The 18,356-nt window shown below is 54.9% G+C and carries 23 protein-coding genes and 1 rRNA gene; 7 read left to right on the top strand and 17 right to left on the bottom strand.

Annotated elements, in window-relative coordinates; all coding sequences use genetic code 11:
• Nucleotides 1-111 (top strand): 5S ribosomal RNA (rrf, locus tag LUQ43_RS11310); the annotation flags it as partial.
• Between the two features lie 155 nt (nt 112-266).
• Here the strand turns inward: rrf and LUQ43_RS11305 are convergent.
• The 15 genes from LUQ43_RS11305 to LUQ43_RS11235 form a co-directional block, all read right to left on the bottom strand.
• Complete coding sequence (locus LUQ43_RS11305; protein WP_299967701.1) at nt 267-1,088, bottom strand: hypothetical protein; 822 nt, start codon at nt 1,086-1,088, stop codon at nt 267-269.
• 167 nt (nt 1,089-1,255) lie between these two features.
• Nucleotides 1,256-1,441: a hypothetical protein gene (locus tag LUQ43_RS11300; RefSeq protein ID WP_299967698.1), complete on the bottom strand. Its 186-nt coding sequence runs from the start codon at nt 1,439-1,441 to the stop codon at nt 1,256-1,258.
• Complete coding sequence (locus tag LUQ43_RS11295; RefSeq protein ID WP_299967696.1) at nt 1,438-2,547, bottom strand: hypothetical protein; 1,110 nt, start codon at nt 2,545-2,547, stop codon at nt 1,438-1,440. The genes LUQ43_RS11300 and LUQ43_RS11295 overlap by 4 nt, the downstream gene beginning before the upstream one ends.
• A complete protein-coding gene (locus tag LUQ43_RS11290) occupies nt 2,544-3,653 on the bottom strand; it encodes a hypothetical protein (protein ID WP_299967693.1) in 1,110 nt (369 codons plus the stop codon). Before LUQ43_RS11290 ends, LUQ43_RS11295 begins: the two co-directional genes overlap by 4 nt.
• Nucleotides 3,650-4,099 carry a hypothetical protein gene (locus LUQ43_RS11285; protein ID WP_299967690.1) on the bottom strand — a complete coding sequence of 150 codons (450 nt, stop codon included), beginning with the start codon at nt 4,097-4,099 and terminating at the stop codon, nt 3,650-3,652. The genes LUQ43_RS11290 and LUQ43_RS11285 overlap by 4 nt, the downstream gene beginning before the upstream one ends.
• A gap of 81 nt (nt 4,100-4,180) precedes the next feature.
• Nucleotides 4,181-4,699, bottom strand: coding sequence for a PQQ-binding-like beta-propeller repeat protein (locus tag LUQ43_RS11280; protein WP_299967687.1), 519 nt, complete (start codon nt 4,697-4,699; stop codon nt 4,181-4,183).
• 197 nt (nt 4,700-4,896) lie between these two features.
• Nucleotides 4,897-6,741 (bottom strand): hypothetical protein, encoded by a 1,845-nt coding sequence (locus LUQ43_RS11275; RefSeq protein ID WP_299967684.1) that lies wholly within the window; start codon nt 6,739-6,741, stop codon nt 4,897-4,899.
• A gap of 167 nt (nt 6,742-6,908) precedes the next feature.
• Complete coding sequence (locus LUQ43_RS11270; RefSeq protein WP_299967681.1) at nt 6,909-8,333, bottom strand: hypothetical protein; 1,425 nt, start codon at nt 8,331-8,333, stop codon at nt 6,909-6,911.
• Nucleotides 8,330-8,779 (bottom strand): hypothetical protein, encoded by a 450-nt coding sequence (locus LUQ43_RS11265; protein ID WP_299967679.1) that lies wholly within the window; start codon nt 8,777-8,779, stop codon nt 8,330-8,332. Before LUQ43_RS11265 ends, LUQ43_RS11270 begins: the two co-directional genes overlap by 4 nt.
• A gap of 110 nt (nt 8,780-8,889) precedes the next feature.
• Nucleotides 8,890-9,699 carry an SdpI family protein gene (locus LUQ43_RS11260; protein ID WP_299967676.1) on the bottom strand — a complete coding sequence of 270 codons (810 nt, stop codon included), beginning with the start codon at nt 9,697-9,699 and terminating at the stop codon, nt 8,890-8,892.
• A 1-nt stretch (nt 9,700) separates the two neighbouring features.
• Nucleotides 9,701-9,895, bottom strand: a complete 195-nt coding sequence (locus LUQ43_RS11255; protein WP_299967674.1) for a hypothetical protein — start codon at nt 9,893-9,895, stop codon at nt 9,701-9,703.
• A 2-nt stretch (nt 9,896-9,897) separates the two neighbouring features.
• Complete coding sequence (locus LUQ43_RS11250) at nt 9,898-10,518, bottom strand: DUF1673 family protein (RefSeq protein WP_299967671.1); 621 nt, start codon at nt 10,516-10,518, stop codon at nt 9,898-9,900.
• A 4-nt stretch (nt 10,519-10,522) separates the two neighbouring features.
• Nucleotides 10,523-10,834 carry a hypothetical protein gene (locus LUQ43_RS11245; RefSeq protein ID WP_299967669.1) on the bottom strand — a complete coding sequence of 104 codons (312 nt, stop codon included), beginning with the start codon at nt 10,832-10,834 and terminating at the stop codon, nt 10,523-10,525.
• Nucleotides 10,831-11,469 (bottom strand): hypothetical protein, encoded by a 639-nt coding sequence (locus LUQ43_RS11240; RefSeq protein WP_299967666.1) that lies wholly within the window; start codon nt 11,467-11,469, stop codon nt 10,831-10,833. The genes LUQ43_RS11245 and LUQ43_RS11240 overlap by 4 nt, the downstream gene beginning before the upstream one ends.
• Nucleotides 11,466-11,912: a hypothetical protein gene (locus LUQ43_RS11235; RefSeq protein ID WP_299967663.1), complete on the bottom strand. Its 447-nt coding sequence runs from the start codon at nt 11,910-11,912 to the stop codon at nt 11,466-11,468. The genes LUQ43_RS11240 and LUQ43_RS11235 overlap by 4 nt, the downstream gene beginning before the upstream one ends.
• Nucleotides 11,913-12,033: 121 nt before the next feature.
• Between LUQ43_RS11235 and LUQ43_RS11230 the strand changes: the two genes are divergently transcribed.
• Together LUQ43_RS11230 and LUQ43_RS11225 are read left to right on the top strand one after the other, a co-directional pair.
• Complete coding sequence (locus LUQ43_RS11230; RefSeq protein WP_299967661.1) at nt 12,034-12,708, top strand: RibD family protein; 675 nt, start codon at nt 12,034-12,036, stop codon at nt 12,706-12,708.
• Nucleotides 12,709-12,770: 62 nt separating this feature from the next.
• The gene (locus LUQ43_RS11225) at nt 12,771-13,181 is read left to right on the top strand and encodes a hypothetical protein (protein ID WP_299967658.1); all 411 of its coding nucleotides are present in this window, start codon (nt 12,771-12,773) and stop codon (nt 13,179-13,181) included.
• 148 nt (nt 13,182-13,329) lie between these two features.
• Here the strand turns inward: LUQ43_RS11225 and LUQ43_RS11220 are convergent, their stop codons facing one another.
• Together LUQ43_RS11220 and LUQ43_RS11215 are read right to left on the bottom strand one after the other, a co-directional pair.
• A complete protein-coding gene (locus LUQ43_RS11220; protein ID WP_299967656.1) occupies nt 13,330-13,944 on the bottom strand; it encodes a hypothetical protein in 615 nt (204 codons plus the stop codon).
• A 176-nt stretch (nt 13,945-14,120) separates the two neighbouring features.
• Nucleotides 14,121-15,404: an MFS transporter gene (locus tag LUQ43_RS11215; protein WP_299967653.1), complete on the bottom strand. Its 1,284-nt coding sequence runs from the start codon at nt 15,402-15,404 to the stop codon at nt 14,121-14,123.
• 110 nt (nt 15,405-15,514) lie between these two features.
• Between LUQ43_RS11215 and LUQ43_RS11210 the strand changes: the two genes are divergently transcribed.
• The 4 genes from LUQ43_RS11210 to LUQ43_RS11195 all read left to right on the top strand — a co-directional run bounded on the left by LUQ43_RS11210 (nt 15,515) and on the right by LUQ43_RS11195 (nt 18,328).
• Complete coding sequence (locus tag LUQ43_RS11210) at nt 15,515-16,420, top strand: alpha/beta hydrolase (RefSeq protein WP_299967650.1); 906 nt, start codon at nt 15,515-15,517, stop codon at nt 16,418-16,420.
• A gap of 76 nt (nt 16,421-16,496) precedes the next feature.
• Nucleotides 16,497-17,126 carry a hypothetical protein gene (locus LUQ43_RS11205; RefSeq protein WP_299967647.1) on the top strand — a complete coding sequence of 210 codons (630 nt, stop codon included), beginning with the start codon at nt 16,497-16,499 and terminating at the stop codon, nt 17,124-17,126.
• Nucleotides 17,127-17,208: 82 nt separating this feature from the next.
• Nucleotides 17,209-18,063 carry a DUF6159 family protein gene (locus LUQ43_RS11200; RefSeq protein WP_299967644.1) on the top strand — a complete coding sequence of 285 codons (855 nt, stop codon included), beginning with the start codon at nt 17,209-17,211 and terminating at the stop codon, nt 18,061-18,063.
• 61 nt (nt 18,064-18,124) lie between these two features.
• Nucleotides 18,125-18,328, top strand: coding sequence for a hypothetical protein (locus LUQ43_RS11195; RefSeq protein WP_299967642.1), 204 nt, complete (start codon nt 18,125-18,127; stop codon nt 18,326-18,328).
• Nucleotides 18,329-18,356: the final 28 nt, after the last annotated feature.

Below are 18,356 nucleotides of genomic sequence, written 5' to 3'. Positions count from 1 at the left end.
TAGCTTTCGGGACACACCTGGTCTCATTCCGAACCCAGAAGTTAAGCCGGAACACGTAGTGCACTGTACTGAGGTACGCGAGTCCTCGGGAACTGTACCAAGCTGCTATCACCTTCCTTCTTATCCGACAGTTGTTTTTGTATTGTTTCACCAACGAGCGAATGCTCTAAAAAACTGTTATTGTATTGTTTAATCAGATACCGGCAGGTTCGTGACCTGCGTGACAAATTAACTGTCCGGTAAATGGATGGAGATTATACCCCTCCTCATCCCCATTCCCTCAATTCAAATGACTGGAATGGATCGTTCCCGTCAAGATACTTGTTTGGGAACCGGTACTGGACAGGCACAGGGATGCCCGATGTAACCCAGAATGTAATCGGTGTCCCGTCGCAGAATGAGCCGGTATATTTACGAGCATTCGTGAATGTCCCGGCCGGGACGGTCACGGACTCGGTTCCCTGATCGGTAAGGGTGATGTTTATATCTTCCAATGGCGTGATTCCCGTCCACCCACTTGGGCTGTCCTCAGGATGCTGCGTATTGTTATCCGCAGGGAGGTCCACGGCAGGTTTCGCCTCCCCTTTAATTGTCTCAGTCATCGATCCCCCGAGGTACGCGCCGGAGGTGGCACCGTAATACATTTCGGTTACGAAAATGTGCCCGTTCTTTGTATGAGAAACGATATTATCGGTACAGCATTCTGAATAATCGCCAGTGGATGTGATTGTATAGCGGAATGCCGGAATGCCCTGGTAACTGCCAGGCGACCGTTCCGTCTTTACAACAGACTCCCACTGGTAGCGGGGATTGGGAGGCATGGTCACCGTATTATTCTCCCGGTATTCTGCCCAGCGGTACGTGCCAAAGACCTTCACCAGTACCGGTGCAGTTGTTGCTTTGACCGTAATCGTGGTGGCTGGGGCTGGCTGCAGGATTGTGGTTTCCGGAACTGCCGGCGTGAATGTTACTGTCGGCGTTGACGGTGATACCCCCGGTGAAACTGGGGGATCAGCATCTATGCAACCTGCGGATATCGCGGCGAAGATCAATGCAACGACAATGAAAATCCGGTACCTGGGTCCCATCATTCTCATGCACTTCCGATACGGCAACGGTCCTGATACATTTCTTCTCTGAATTGCTGAGATCGTTCCGGTTCAGTTGTTTGCGTCAAAGATCTCTCTCCGGGAGAACGTCATGGCGAAAAGACGAAAAATGCTATGCTGCTGCTGGCTGCGATGACAAGACCTATTTAAAACCACTGTGAAAGCCGGCCGTTTCCATATTCGGCATGGAGATCATTGTTGACATAAAAGGTGTCGCCCGAGGGGATAGTGGAATACATCTCCCGGGGATGCACCAGGTTCCTGTTCCGGACTGCATGGCGGTCAGGGCACAACCCGAGCCAGGCCCGGATTACTTCCGAGACCCGGATCATCGGGCGGGCTCCGCAACAGCGGGGGAGGTGTTTTCTCGTGAGGGTGTGGTCGAATTCGTCTTTCCGTATGAATACAGATCCGTGATGGCAACCCCAAGGACTGTCGATCCGAGAGCCATCAGCACGCAACAGCCCAAGAGGAAGCCGTAACATGCAATGGTCATCAGGATCTGCCCGCGGGAAACCTGGAGGAAGAAGTCGTAGTCATGGTTGAGCAGCAGGGGCGACTGCCCGATCAGGAGCGCAACGGCGGCGACCATAAGGAGGATCGCCCCGAAGATGAGGATGCAGCCCAGCAGCTCGCGCCAGGTCTTCTTCATGAGAGTAACGGACCCGACAAGAGCCGGGAGCAGTCTTTTGCTCTCCAGCACGATGCCCGGCACGACATACAGGGCCAGCAGGAACAGGACAATGTTGATGATCATGATCCTGAATGAGAAATAATACATGGAAGTGACCCCGTTAGGTACATAATACGCATAGGGCAGGTAGAACAGGGCCATATCAATCGTATGCAGGAATCCGCTGATGAGCTGGCTCTGGGATATCAGCTCAAACACGAGCGTTGCCACGAAAGCCATACTGATGGACAACGGTGCCAGTGTACCGGCATGGGCATTGACCCCGGCAAATGCATTCCGGATCGTGACCGGCTTTTTTGCACGGCTTTCGTTTCGGTACAGGATCATGCCTGCGAGCAGGCAGGTGAAGCAGGAGAGGCAGATCGCTTCGATCAGGAACAACTGCATGTTGAACACGACGAGGCTTGCGTTCCCGATGGGAATCCAGATACTGTATGGCAGGGGGAGGTAATCATAGTGTGTTACGCTCCACCCTTCTGCCACGAACAGGAAAAAGATCACGAGGCCTGCAAGGAGCGAGAACCAGAGCAGGTGCCTCTCCCTGAACAGGGTCCTGATACTTCCCGTTGCGATATCGATCCCGCGCCGGATCCGGCCTGATTCTCCGACAGCTCCTCTGCTGCCCGATTGTGCAGGATTTACCGTGACTGGCTGTACTGCGAGGATTGTCGGGGCCGTGCGCAGAGTCGGCGCTTTCCGGCACAGGCCGAACCAGTGTTCAGCAGTTTCGGATACCGATGTCATGCTGCACTCACCCTGTTTTTTGCAGAGAGGTAAAGATCCCGTGCAGCGATCCCTCCGACGGTTACCACGACAAACGCAAACGCCAGAAGTACGAGATTATAGAGAACGGCAAGAGTAATCCAGGTGACGGTGGGATGGAACATTACCGTTTCGTAGGGTGACACAATCCCGGATACAGCCTGGACAAGCAGGTACGTAAGAAATACACCGAAGACGACAACGCCAAGGAATGCGGCACAGGTAACGGTCTCCGCCCAGATCTTTTTCATCATGGCAAAGGATCCCGCGACTGCCTCCCTGAGAGTCTTTCGTTCAAGTACGACGAGGGGCACGACAAACGGGGTCAGGACGAAGAGGAGCAGGTTGATCACAAGGAAGTTCATCGCCTCTAGAACCCCGAACGGATAGATCAATAACAGCAGGGATCGTCCCCCGTAGCCCGGAAGTTCGGTGAACATGGCCCAGTCGAGCGTCCAGTTGAAGGGGAACTGGTTGATCGTGCTGTCAAAGAAATATGGCCCGAAGGTATTGAGGAACCGGAAATCAGGTGGCAACCCGAAGAATAAATAACGCCAGATGCGGAAGAGCAGGATGCCTGCGAGTGCCAGGACAAGCGACCACAGGAAGATCGGTTTCCAGTATTTTTTTGCCCCGGCAAGTCCTTTTGAGAACGATGCAGGACCTCCTTTCTTTGACGAGAGGCTCAGGACAAGGCCCGCCAGCAGGAGCAGCAGGCAGAACACTGTGATAAACTCCAGGAAAAAGTCCAGGATATACATGTCCCGGGCAAACTCCACGATTACCCCGGGTTGTACTGCCCTGTCGAGGTAGCGGAGTGCCCCTTGGCCGATGGCGTTTCCCGCGAGCACAAGTCCGGCCAGAAGCGAGAACCAGAGAAGCTGCGGGTTATGGATAAGGGTTTTCGTGCCTGACAGGGCAGCCCCGATTCCGCGTCGGATCGTTCTTGATCCGCCAGCCCCGCCATCCGGGCTCCCCTCATGGGCTGGTTCAGGTTGATAACCAATACCTGTCTCTGATGCACGGAATACCGGCGCTTTCCGGCACAGGCCGAACCAGTGCTCGGCAATTTCCGATACCTGGGTCATTTTACACTCTCCCTGATTTTTGTGAGCAATTCTTCAGCCATTTTTGTCGGGTCTGCGGTCTTTTCGATCTTTATCCCGAGTTCGGATGCGAAATCCCAGATAAATTCGATACACTGGGTGAATTCATCGCAGGCCTCACAGTCGCCATCATGCTCGTACCAGACCTGCATGCCGTGCTTATCAGAGACGAAGATGTAGGCATTGGTCTGGAACGGGATGGACCTTCCAAACAGGACACCTTTCTCCACATCAATCTTCTCGATCTGGATCCTGTTTGCCTGTGCCATCTCCCGCAGCGATGCTTCGATCTTCTCGTTCATCGCAAGGAGTGCCTGAGAAACACCCTGCCTTGTTATTCCAAGCAGGTTTGCAATAGAGACATTGGACATCCCGCTGCGCCGCATCTTCCAGAACCCGAACTGTTTCTCATTCGTGGGTAGGAACATACGTAAATGTATGGATATTTACAATATAAACGTATGGGAGATCCGATCTAAATCAATGGACATTGTTCAGGACCCGTCAGATCATGGCTTATTCTTCACCCGATTGAGGAGGCATCCCCCTCCAGCAAAGAGTATTATGGTAACGATAATCGCGAGAACAGGAAGTGCAACTGTCGGGTTCGCATTCTGTCCGCGTACGGGAGAAGTTGTCTGGGTTGAAGCGATTGTTTGTTGTATTGTTGTCCTTGGCAGGGTAATGCGTGTCGAAGAGATCGTTGTTGGAGCGGTTGTCAGAGATGATGCGTTTGTTCCAATTGCATACAGGTTCTTATCATTACTCCCGACATAGACAATCCCATTTGCCACAGCCGGAGATGAATCCACCCAGTCTCCTGTTGCGAACCTCCACTTCTCTTTACCCGTCACCGCATCGATCGCGTACAGGTTCTTATCATCACTTCCGGCATAGACAATACCATCTGCTACAGTCGGGGATGAATAGATAAATCCTCCCGTAGCGAAATGCCAAAGTTCAGAATTTCCCGGTTCATTACCTCCGTTGCCATAAACTCCCGTATGCTCCGGATTTGCCCGGAACATTGCATCTTCCGCTGAAGCAGGAACAACGGAAATAAAGAAAAGAGAAATGATCAGGAATAGTAAAAATAAGAGATGCCCAGGACAAGGATCACTGAATCGTCGTCCAGAGGTCATCCGAAAGGGGGGATGTTTTGATTTGCCCATCACTTTTCACCAAGTTGATCGTACGTCTTTTTTGGGTTTCAACAGAGTCGATGTTAAAAAAATGATCTGAATGCCTCTCCGATCGCCCCGAGCAGACCGTACTTTGTCGACTGCTGGACCGGAGCGGTTGAAGCATCTGTTGCCTGGGGCGTCGGATTTCCTGCATCCGTGACCTGGAACGGGATCTCCGTATAGGTGTCATCACCATTAACGGGATCACTGAACGCAGCAACGAGTGCGTCTGCCGCGTCATTGCCCTGCAGGCTTCCCGGGCCGGAGATCCTGAAGAGGTTCGTACCGTTATTCAGTTGCAGGCTGCGGACGTAATCCCCGTTGACATCGATGTCGAACGTGGTGTTCTGCATCGCATGCTGGACAACTACCAAGTACTGGCCGCTTGCAAGCTGACTGGTAACCTCACGGGGGACTGTATACGTATAAGAGGCATCAGGGTTGACGGCTTGAACTGACCTGGAGTAGTAGTTCTTACCGAGGATCCAGATCTGGACCGTTTCGGGATCTCCTTCCGCAAATCCGGAGACTGTAAACGGCTGTCCCGGTAATACTGATGACGGAGAGATCTGTGCCGTGATGAAGGGTTTTTTCAGGATAATCCCTTCACCTGCGGCAGCCGGGCCAGCCAGGTCCAGTGCTTTCGGCTGGCTCACGGCATAAATGTTGTATGTGCCGGCATCCACCGGGAGATTGGCGGTGTAATAGACGTATTCCCAGGTCTTATCCGTCTTAGTTTTCACGGTGGTGAATGAATCGGGATTCCCGCTGACTACTTCCTGCAGGGGGGAGGTAAGTTTTCCCCCGATGGCGGGGATACCGGGTCCGTCCTTGAAGGTGCCGGGTCCGGTGATGAAAAGGTACGTGGTATCCGAATCGGTATTACGGCCTCTGATAACCACTTTTTCTCCCAGGTAATATGACTTATCTCCGTCAGTGGAAATAGTGACTCCCGTACCTGCGGTTGCACCGGATCCTGTATTAGTGACCTGGAAGGGGATCAGGGTATACGTGTCATTGGCCAACGTCTTATCGTTTGCCTCCTGATCGCTGATTGCGGCGGTGAGTGCGTCTGCCGCATCGCTGCCCTGCAGGCTTCCCGGGCCGGTGATCTTAAAGATGGTTGTGTCATTGTTCAGTTTGACATAATCCCCGCTGACATCGATATTGAACTTGTTATACCGCATCGGGTGCTGGACAATCGCAAAGTACTGGCCGGCTGCAAACTTACTGGTGACCTCCCCGGGCACCACGTACTTGTACGATGCATCAGTAGAGTTGACGGATTCAATTGACCTGGAAAGATAGTTATTACCCAGGATCCAGACCTGGACCTCCGGTGGGATTCCTTCCGCAACTCCGGAAATGGTAAATGGCTGTCCCGGTGAAACTGATGACGGGGAGATCTCTCCGGTTATGAATGGCTTTTTGTATATGATACCGACCGTACCATAGGTTGTCAGATCGTTGAACTGGTCTTTTGTTTCCGGCTTTGTCACTGCATAAATCGTATACGTCCCGGCACCCAGGCTGACATCAGATGTATACCAGGTATATTCCCAGGTTTTATCCGGTTTGGTTTTTACGAGGGTGAATGAACCGGGATTCCCACTGGTTGCATTTTGATTTGGCGAAGCAAGTTTTCCCCCGCCTTCGGCAAGGTTGGGTCCGGTTATGAAGAGGTACGTGGAATCTGAATCAGTATTCATCCCGCTGAAGACCACTTTTTCCCCCATATAATAGGACTGATCGCCTTTAGCGACGATAGTAACGAACGGTTTCTCCGCGGATACGGGAGATATCGACAATACAACTGCACCTGCCATGATGAGCAGCAGGATCACCTTCCAGAACCCGAACGGGTTGTTGCTGGTTTGTTTGGACATACGTAAATGTATTGATATTTACAATATAAAATCATTCTGGTCCGCGATTTTATGCGATATCCTCCTCGGGACCGGGGGGTCACAGGTACTTCCCGGCACCATTTTTTTACCGGGGATATCTGCCAGCAGGGTCAGTGATAAAAAAAAGTTATGCTGGTGGTTCTGTTTCAGCGGATCCGGGTATCTGCCCGGATCTTTGCCGAGGTGTAAAGGTTCAGTGCTGCAATCCCCCCGACCGTTGCCACGACAAAAACAAGGCTGAACAGGGCAAGAATGTACAGGAGGCCGGCTGCAATCCACGCGTCACTGTGGTGCGTGAACGAAACGTCCATTGGGCCGGCAACCCACGACACAAGATCAACAAAGGAAAACCGGAAGAGCAGGAACACGATCCAGGCAGCGAGTACTACCATTCCAAGGCCCAGAACGCAGGACGCCACTTCACCCCAGATCTTCTTCATCAGGGTAAACAATCCAAAAACCGCTTCCTTCAGGCTCTTCTTCTCAAGCACGAGGAGGGGCACGACAAACAGGGTAAGGACGAACAGGAATACGGTGACTGCTGAAAGGATCAGGGTATTTTCGAGCGCCCAGGTGATGAGCCACCCATCCCCGCCAAATTCCGGAGGCAGGCTGGGAAGGTAGAGGGTCGGGGCGAGGAGGATGTTGAAAGGGAACGTGTAGTGCACGTAAAACAGGAACATCGAGAGATCAGTGGAGAGTGCCGATATGATATTGAATGGCTGGAACCACGTCAGATCGTAGGAATACTGGCCGACGATGTAGATCAGAGTGCCGGCAAGTGACATGACTACGGACCACGCGGTAAGACGCATCAGGTATTTTTTTGCCTGCTTTAGTCCCTGGAAGAATGAGACCGTACCGCCTTCCGTTGAAGAGAGGCTGAGGACAAGGCCCGCCAGTAAGATTACCAGGCAGAACACGGTCAGGAACTCGATCGCAAATGTCTGGATAAGTAATGAGGGTATACCGGCATGAGAAGAACCAGCGAAGAGCAGCCACTGGGGGTTGCTGACAAAAAGCACGCCCTGGGCAATGAAGGGTTGGGCGAAGAGTAAAATCCCCGCGAGTGCTGCGACCACAGATCCCCCGGTAAGAGGTACCAGGTATTTTTTTGCCTGCTTTAGTCCCTGGAAGAATGAAACCGTACCGCCTTCCTTTGAAGAGAGACTCAAGACAAAACCCGCCAGTAAGAATACCAGGCAGAACACCGCGAGAACCCAGGCCACAAATGTCAGGACAAGCGATGGGAGGAGAGTGTTGGTATCAAAGAAGAACAGCCACTCTGACAGGAAATGAATGACCGCCTGGGCGATGAGGTGTGCGACCAGCACGAGTCCGGCAAGGAGCGAGAACCAGAGGAGCTGCGGGTTATGGATAAGGGTTTTCGTGCCGGACAGGGCAGCCCCGATTCCCCGCCGGATCGTTTCCGGTCCGCCGGCTCCTCCGTCCGGGCTCCCCACATGGGCGGGTTCAGGTTGATAACCTCCACCTGTCTCTGAGGCACGGAACACCGGTGTTTTCCGGCACAGGCCGAGCCACCAGTGTGTATCCGGGGAATTCTGGTTCATACGGTACTCCCCCGGATCTTTTCCAGAAGTTCTTCTGCCATCTTTGTCGGGTCGGCGGTCTTCTCTATCTTTATCCCGAGCTCCGATGCAAAGTCCCAGATGAATTCGATACACTGGGTGTATTCATCGCATGCCCCGCAGTCGCCGTCATGCTCGTACCAGACCTGCATGCCATGCTTCTCCGAGACAAAAATGTAGGCTTTTGTCTGGAACGGAACGGACCGCCCAGACAGGACACCTCTCTCCACATCGATCTTTTCAACCTGGATCCGGTTTGCCTGCGCCATCTCCCGCAACGAGCCATCGATCTTCTCGTCCATCACGCGGAGTGCCTGCGATACTCCCTGCCGTGTAATGCCGAGAAGGTTTGCAATAGAGATATTGGACATCCCGCTGCGCCGCATCTTCCAGAACCCGAACTGTTTCTCATTGGTGGGTAGGAACATGTGTAAATGTATGGACATTTACAATATAAATATATGGGAGATCCGATATGAGACAATGCGGATTATTCATTACCGGGTGTCAGGGCGCCGGATTCTGGCGTAAGTGTATCTCAATCAGTTGAGTGAACCCTGTTTTCCCGCATCGCTGTTTCGGCCTTCGCCAGCCGGTACGACCAGACCCCGATATACAGTGTGGCGGCGATGACGACAACGAGCATCAGGGCAATTGCCCAGATCCCGGCAACAATGCTCCCGAGTACTACCAGTACGCCGGCAACGACGAAGACCGGGCCGCCATGTTCGTGGGTCTTCTTCCAGACCTCTTCGCTCGCAAGCGTCCACGGCAGGCGGATGCCAAGAGTGGTATTCCGTCCGATATGCGGCATCAGGCTCCCCATGACGATGAAGAGGAACCCGATCAGCGCGGAGATGAGCGAGACGAGTGGTAGGTCGGTTCCCGCTGCAACCAGGAGCGCGATCACTTCCAGCCCGAAGAGCATCGAGAGTGTGGCAAAGATGATGATCGCATAGATGTCCCGGAATGCCTCGAGAGTGAACTGCATGGAATCGAACCGGGGCAATACGATAAACAGGATCGTCATGAACGTGATGAAGACCGGCAGCATGAACGTACCTGTGAGCCGGTCGGAGAACCCGTTCGCTTCCCCGTTCAGGTCCCAGTGGACCGGCACAACTTCCGGGAGATGGGGCAGGACCAGGAATGCGACGAGCCACGAGAGGATGACAACCCCCCATGCCAGGCGCATGAACCGGGCAGACCTGCGGGCAACCGGCCCACTGTCACCTGAGGCCGCCTTCTTTTGCGCATCCCCCGCAGAGTTTTTCACCGGATACTGAATGGAAGCCTCCATCGGGCACCAACCCATGGCGTTCCAGATATGTGTTGCAATCTGTGCCATGTCACCGCACCTTCCGGATATGGTGATAGTACCAGTACGCAAGGCACGCGACAAGCACCGCCCCAACAAAGAACGGCCACCAGAAAAGGCCCCCGAAACCCAGTGTTGCAAAGAGGATAACGATGCCAAGCGCTGACATCCATTGGGGGATACCCCCGGTCTCGCGGGAGGTGTTATCATTCCGGTCGGACTGCATGATCAGATCCTCCGGTATATCAGGTTCCCATCAGTGTACAGCGGGATACCGGACCGTCGTTCCCATATGATGATCGTGAGAACGTGATACCAGCCACAGGCAGCAAACCCGGCAAGGAACCCGTTCACCATGAGCATCGAGAGTCCGGGGATCAGGCCGAGGAGGATGGCTCCCACGAACGCGAGGATAAGGGCAGCCCCGATGATTGGGAGGATGCGGACAACCGAGACCTCCTTCCAGTTCTTCTCGTCAGCGACACAGTCCCTCTCCACGTCCCGGAATACCTCCCAATATCTGACGGCGTCGGCACAATACAGGAGGGTGGCAAGTACAACCCCGATACCGAACATCGCGAACCGGTCCCCCGTTGATGTGGCAAAGAGGGAGATCCCGACACCGGTCATGCAGAGCGCGAATGCGAGGGCCCGGGTGCGGTACCGGTTCTTCCAGCCAAAGGAAAGGGTGGGCATTCCCCCTGCGCTCCCGGACGATGATGTATGCACTGTATCCATCGCGCTATCCCTGTGGAACGAGCGCTGCTGTGCCTGGGGGCACCAGCCCATAAACCGGCGGAACTGTTCGATAATCGTATCTTTGAGGTAGTATTTTTCTTCTGACTGCATTTTTTCAGGCTCTCCGCTGGGTCTGAACGGTCCGGATCTGGATAACGACTAATATCACAAGGACGACGAGAACAAATGCCACCCACCAGAGATTTCCTCCGACAAAGAACGTGGCAACGAGGATCGCGAGCGCAATGGCGGTCATCCAAGCGGGCGTTGCGATCCTCATTGGGATTGTCTGGGGCTGTGGCGGTTCCGGATCGGTAATTCCCGTGGGGTTAATTCTGCTGGTGCGGGGTGTCTGTCCGTCCAGGGTACGGGCATTCGGGCACCAGCCCAGATATGCCCAAATTTTGTCTGAAATGATCTGTGTCATTGCGGTCCCATAGAGCGTGACAGATCCTTTTTTTCTGTTCGTGCCTTTTCTATCGCGGCCTTCAGGGCTTCCGGCTCATCGGTGCCGATCCGAAATGTCTTCCCGGAGAAAAGTTGCACCTCAACAGCCTCATACCCGGAGACATTATAAAGCGGGCCGTATGGCGTTATGCGGATACCCCAGCCATAGTACCAGGAATTAGTAACCGTTTTCACCATGGCGATCTCCGATACCGGCCAGCTCTTCCTGATAAGCCCGACCGGTCCGAACCGGATCCGGAGGAGCCCTTCCCTGATGGTGACGGTCAGGGTGGTCATGATTGCGAGCACAACGATCAGGATGCCCGCTACGATGAGTGCAACCCATTCGGGACCGAATATGTATGCCAGTGCGAGGATCAGGATGATGGCAGCGGATACTGCACAGAGGATAAGTGTTCCCCGCTGGGTATGCTCATATCTCCCTTCCCATGGTGTACCGGATCCATCGGTTCCTGAAGGCCCGGGATTTTTTACCTGCAGGCTGTCCGCACCGAGGCTGAATGTTGTATTACCGCAGTTCTTTGCATTCATGGCATTCCTGTTCGGGCACCAGCCCGTCCATTCGTGAATAATCTCAGAAATCCTCGTGATCATAACATCGCCTTCACGTTTGCGAACAGTTCTTCTGCCATCTTCGTCGGGTCCGCGGTCTTCTTGATTTGGATGCCGAGTTCGGTGGCATAATCCCAGAGCAGCTCGATGCATTCGGTATATCTCTGGCACGTGCCGCAGTCGCCGTCATGTTCGTACCAGACCTGTACTCCGTGTTTCTCCGATACGAAGATGATCGCCGCAGTCTGGAACGGGATCGATCGGCCGAGGAGGATGCCGCGTTCCGCATTGATCTTCTCAACCGAGATCTGGTTGGCCTGCGCCATCTCGCGCAGGGTGGTCTCGATCCGATCGTCCATGAGGAGGAGTGCCCGGGATACGGCCTGGCGAGAGATGCCGAAGCGGTTGGCAATCCCGATATTGGATTCACCGCTCCTGCGCAATGCCCAGAACCCGAACTGTTTGTCGTTCGTTGGCAGGAACATACGTCAACATTATGATGTTGACACTATAAATATTTGGCTGCTTTTAGCTACTGACGGCCAGTTTCACCCCCCGCGCCTCTCTTTTATCTCATGTAAGTCCCATGGGTGATCAGGAACGGTTATGTTACCCAGAGTCATCCTCCACACAGCCACAAGTCTCGATGGCCGCATCACAAATTTTCCCGCTGATCTGGAATTGTATTATACGCTCGCCGCACAGTGGAACCCTGACGCTATCCTCTTCGGCAGCTCCACGATCCTTGCCGCTCCCACACTCGAAGTCCCGGCCGAGCACCGGAAGATGTTCACGCCTCCGGCAGATGGGCCTGACCCCCGCCCCCTGATGGTGATCGCGGACAGCAGAGGCCGGGTGCGGTGCTGGGAGACCCTGAGATCCTGGCCGTACATGCGGGATCTTATTGCGCTCTGTTCGGGTTCGACACCGGATGAATATCTCGATTATCTCCGGCAATGCCGGATCGGCGTGATCCGTGCGGGGGAACAGCAGGTGGATATGCGTGCCGCCCTTGAGGAACTCAACCGACAGTTCGGTGTCCGGACAATACGGGTCGACAGTGGAGGGACGCTCAACAGCGTGCTCCTGCATGAGGGTCTTGTTGACGAGATAAGTATCCTTGTCCATCCCTTCATTGCCGGCGGGAGGGCTGATCCGACCCTGTGTGATCCGCTGCATGCCGGGATCCGGGATTTGCAGGTTCCGCTCACGCACCGGCACACGGAAGTTCTGGGGAACGGGATTGTGTGGTCACGGTATACCCCGCAGAAAACCGGTTAGATCCGCAGGGAACCGACTGAAATCCCCAACATTTATCTTATATTCTCTCCCACATCCCCATCATGAGATGCGTGCATTGGATCTGCCTGTTTATTATCGTGCTTGTTATCACCTGCGGCTGTTCCCAGCCGGCAACCCCCCCGGTGGTAACGACCCTTCCCCAGACCCCGCCCACGCTCCCCCCCGCTGTCACCACCACCGATGCGGAGAAATCCCTGAACTTCACCGTCACCTCATCGACAACCATGGTGAATGTTACGTATAACGGCGGTCCCGATGCCGCAGATCTCCAGTATTTTACGATCCGCGTTGACAACCGAGCCGGCTCGTACAATGAGCGGACTATTGTTGATCCCGTCCCGGGCTCCACGTATAACTTTGTTTACCGTGGAGTATCGGATGCATCACGCGTGAATATCGTCGGGACGTTCAAGGACGGGTATCAGCAGACGGTGCTCATGTACTATCTGTGAGTGTTTGGTAACTGCGCTCTCATCACCCTATGTCCTGACCTTCGATTACAAGATCACCCGCGAGATCCTTGAGAAACGGTTCGCGATAGAGAAGCGTCATTCGCTGGGCTAGAGGGGAAATAATAAAAAAAAGGGCCTGTTTTGGGAATTATCCCATTCCATTGAGTTCCATTACCACGGAACCTGTTGAATCCCCGCCCTGCATCTTGATGAGCGGCTTCCCCATGACGATCCAGTAGGTGGATGTCGTACCCTGGTAGGTGGATGTATATTTGTCTGCCGTGAATGTCCCGGCAGGAACCGTGACTACCTCCGTACCCACTTTGACGAACTGGACATCGGATTTCACATCATTCGGGTTCGATGACGATGAACCCCCTGTGGAACTGCAGTCCATCTCGGTTGCCATGCCCTTCATTGCCTCGGCAGCAGCCCCCTCGAACCGCATCGTGCACGTCCCGGTCTTCTGGTTGTACTTGTAATAGACAATCATCTGGTCATCACCGGTTGCGCTCCCGACCATCTTGTATTCGACCCAGTTGTAAGAGAGCCCTCCGAACAGCTGCGATCCGCTGGCCGAAGCACTGGCTGATGCCGTACTTCCGGAACTCTGGGCACCGGATGTCGGGGTTGTTGCGCTGCCGGCACCCGTGGCAGCCGGTGACGGGCTGCCCGTTGTGGCCGGTTGTGAGGATGAACACCCTGCAACCGCAACCGCAATCACAACGAGCATGACTAAAATACTGATATGTGTGAATCTCATGAGTATTTCTCCCGATAATAGGACAAATCACCCGTATCCGCGTTCCCTGTCAGCACAGGGTCCGGACTGGGATAAAAAAGTATTTTTCATAATCTTTTATTAACATACCGAATTCCCCCAGTACGGGTCTTTCCGCAACGGTAACGCAATCTTCTTCCAGACCCCACGGATCACGGTCAGGTTCCCTTGTTCTGCACCCGGACCGCGAGCGTGAGAATGCCCGTGAGCACGAGACATGCCCCGAGAGCGACCAGCCCGGCGCTGGTCGATCCGGTCATCCCGGTCAGGAGCCCGACGATGGAAGGGCCGATGAACCCGCCAAGGTTCCCTACTGAGTTGACTGCAGCAATCCCGACGGCAGCCGCTGCTTCGGCAAGGAAGATAGCAGGAAGCGTCCAGAACGGCCCGAAGAAACAGTAGATGCCGGCCGTTGCGATGATGATCAGGACAAAGGCGAGGAGGGTGCCGGTAAAAAAGCCGACACCGGCAAGCGCGATCCCCCCGATCACGGGAGGGACTGCGGTATGCCAGACCCGCTCTCCCGTCCGGTCCGAATGGGCGCTCCAGAGGATCATGGCGCCGAGCGCAGCAAGATAGGGGATGGTCATGACAAGCCCGATCTCGAAGTTCGAGAATCCCCCAAAGAGTGACTTGATGATCTGCGGCATCCAGAACCCAAGGCCGTACAGCCCGATGGTGACCGTACAGTAGACGAGGCCGAGGTGCCAGACCCGCAGGTCCAGGAGAACTTCCCGGAAACTGCGGTGCTGATCAGCCTTCTCCTTGTTCTCCCGGGAAAGGACCCCTACAAGCCAGTCCCGTTCCTCTGGTTCGAGCCACGTTGCATCGTTCGGCCGATCGCTCAGGTAGAACCAGGTGATGACACCAAGCACGAGTGCCGGCAGACCTTCGAGGATGAAGAGCCACCGCCAGCCCGCAATGCCGAACCAGCTGATGTTGTCGAGGATCCAGGTCGAGACCGGCGCGCCGATGATGTTCGAGACCGCGAGTGCCGTCATGAAGAGGGCAACGGCCCTGGCGAGATCCTGCTTGCGGAACCAGCAGGTGATGTAGAGGATGATCCCCGGGAAGAACCCGGCTTCCGCAACCCCGAGGATGAACCGGAACGCGGCCATCTGGTACGCGTCCATTGCAGCAGCGGTGAGGATGACAACAATCCCCCAGCTGATGATGATCCGGCTGATCCAGATGCGGGCGCCGATCCGCTGGAGGATCATGTTACTCGGGATCTCTAAGAGCAGGTACCCGATGAAGAATATGCCGGAGAGGAAGCCGAAGACCTCGGCAGAGAGTCCGAGCGCGCTGTTCATCTCGAGCGCTGCATACCCGAAGTTGACGCGATCGAGGAATGCTACGACATAGAGAATAAACAGGAACGGGAGCAGGCGGCGGCCAACCTTGCGGACGGTCCGTGCAGCCAGTTCGTCATCGGATTGCATCAGGTAATGTCAGCGTTGCGCCAGATATGCGTTCGGTTTTGCACCGGATCCGCAAGGCCTGCCCGTAACACCCCCACCCTTTATTATCCAGCCTCTCTAACACAGAGTTAATGATACGCGAGTCCCCGGACGAACTCCTCTCCATCATCCGGTCGCATGCCCCCGACCAGAAGAAGCCCCTTGCTGCAATACGGGAAGACTTTACCGCGTTTTACGCTGAGATGCAGGAAGAACTCATCAATGAAGGCGGATTTGTCGTGGAAAAGGCCGCCATCCGTGACGATCTTTCCGGTTACTGGATCTCTGTCCGGGAATCCGCCATGGATTCTGTCATACTCTTCCTCCACGGAGGGGGATTCTCCCTGGGGTCGACTGAGGATCACCTCGGCCTCTGCATACGGCTCGCCCGTGCCGCGAAGACCCGGGTCTTCTCGGTCGATTACCGGCTGAGCCCGGAACACATCTTCCCGGCGCCGGTCGAGGATACCATAGATGCATACCACTATCTCCAGGCCAGGGGATTCATGCCCCACCGCATCCTCCCGGTTGGCATATCCACGGGGGGCAACATCGTGCTCTCCACCCTGCTTTCGCTTTGCGGGAAGGGATATACGCTTCCCCCGGCAGCGGTCTGCATGTCCCCTGCCACAGACCTCCGGTTCACCGGGGAATCGGTTGAGAAGAACTCGGCGCGGGACTGGATGACGCCCGATCGTCTGCATGCTATCCGGACCACCTACCTTGGCGGTCATGACCCGGAGAACCCGCTCGCATCCCCGGTCTTCGGCACCCTCCGTGGCCTCCCCCGCCTCTATATCCAGGTGGGCACCCACGAGCTCCTCCTTTCTGATGTAGGCACGTTTGTCGAGAAAGCCCGGTGGGCCGGCGTTCCGGTTCACGTCGAGATCTGGGAGGATATGTTCCACTGCTGGCAGATGTTTGCCGGCCAGATTCCTGAAGGGCAGGAAGCCATCGATCACGCCGGCCAGGTTATCCGGAATGTGCAGGGCCGCTGAACTGTTATCCTGCTCTGCGATAACCAAACCGACACTTCTATCAATTGTAAGGTAACCACACTGGTTACGATACTCCATGAACCCGATGAACCGTTTCCTGCTCTGCGGGTGCCTGCTGCTCCTGCTTGTCGTGCTTCCGGCTTCCGCAAGTCCCATGCTTGTCAGTCAGTCGTTTACCCCGAATCCCCCGCTCGTACCCGGTGGGCAGGAACAGGTCGTGGCCACGTTCGCAATCCCCAGTGGCACTTCCTTCCCGAAGACCCACAATCTCCAGATGCAGACCAGCCTCGAGAATGCCCGGTGGAATATCCAGGTAATTCTTGACGGCAACAATGCAGCCCAGCAGACGGCGTCGGGTTCTGCCGCATTCATCAACGGCGAGATACTCTCCTATTCCATCAACCGAGATGTATCGTTTACCGTCACCATCGCCGGTACTGTTCCCGCATCGGCAACCGGCACCGTGACTGTCCTCGACCTTGTTGAGATCGACAATACCGGCAATGTTGTGCCGGGAAGCGAGATTCTCATCTCCCAGCCGGTAGCAGGGGCGACGGTGGCACCGGTGCAGACAACGGTTCCCACGCTGACGCTGCCCCCGGTCACCACAGCCCCTCCCGTCACAAAATCGCCCGGGTTCTCTGTGGTGATCGCACTCCTCGGGTGCTGCACAGCAGGTCTCGCGTGGATGCGCCGCAGGCAATAACTGCCAGAACCGGCGCAAAAATACCTCTTTTTTGGGAAAATTTCCCGTAATCTTCATCTCATACCGCCTACTATGCTGATCTATGTTCGAAAGTATCGGCAGGAGTCTCTCGCTTGTCAAAACGAGCTGGGACGTCCTCATAGATGACAAGAAACTGCTCGTGTTCCCGGTCCTCTCCGGGATCGTGACCATCCTTGTCATCCTGTCCTTTGTCCTTCCGCTCATCGTCTCGAAGTCCTTGTTCGCGTCAGGATCGATCATCGGCCTTGTGTACCTCTTCCTCTTCTACCTGGTGAGTTACTTTGTCGTGATCTTCTTCAACACGGCCCTGATCTCGTGCGTGAACGCGAAACTGAACGGGAAGTCCATGACCGTGGGGGAAGGACTTTCCGCTTCCGCCCGGCACCTCCCCGCAATCCTCGGGTGGGCAGTCATTGCAGCAACGGTCGGGCTGATCCTGAACCTCCTTGAAGACCGTGCGGGTTTTATCGGCGATATTATCCTTGCCATGATCGGTGGAGTCTGGAGCCTGATCACGTACTTTGTCGTGCCGGTCCTGATCCTTGAGGATAAGGGTGTTGTCGACTCCTTCAAGGAGTCCCTCTCCCTTGTCAGGAAGACCTGGGGCGAGAGTATTGTCGGGGCAGCGTCAATCGCCATCATCTTTGTTGTCGTCGGTCTCCTCGGTGCAGCCTGCGTGTTTGCGACCCTCTTCATTGCGGGAGGCATCCTCTTCATCCCTGCGCTGGTACTCTTCCTGCTCTTTGTCGTTGTCCTTGCCGTGGTGTACTCGGCAATGCAGGGCATCTTTGTAACAGCGCTTTACACGTACGCAAAGACCGGTACCATCCCGTCGGCGTTCAGCAAGGATCAGATCCAGAACGCGTTCATGCCAAAACAGGCAGGGCCCGGGAACTTATCCGGTGGCAATATCTGACCGGGTATACTCCCGGCCAACAACCTTTCTTTATCCATCAGGTACAACAGGTTCTGATATTATGAGTATGATGAGAGATGCAATGGGTGCACAAGGTAAGCCGAAATGGTGGTACAGCATCGCTGTCATGGTGATGATCTGTGTATTCTTTGTTGGTATCGATGTATACACCAATGGAAAGATCACCTGGTCGGTCTGGCCGGTCGCGGCTGTCCTCTTCTTTGGAGTGGGGTTCTCGCTCCTGAACAAGTTCGGGCGGGAATAATCCGGACCTCCTTTTTCCCGTCCCCCGT

This window comes from Methanoregula sp. (genome assembly GCF_028679125.1).
GTDB lineage: Archaea > Halobacteriota > Methanomicrobia > Methanomicrobiales > Methanospirillaceae > Methanoregula.
Note: the sequence above shows the minus strand (reverse complement) of the source record. Positions and strands in the feature narration are given on the sequence as shown.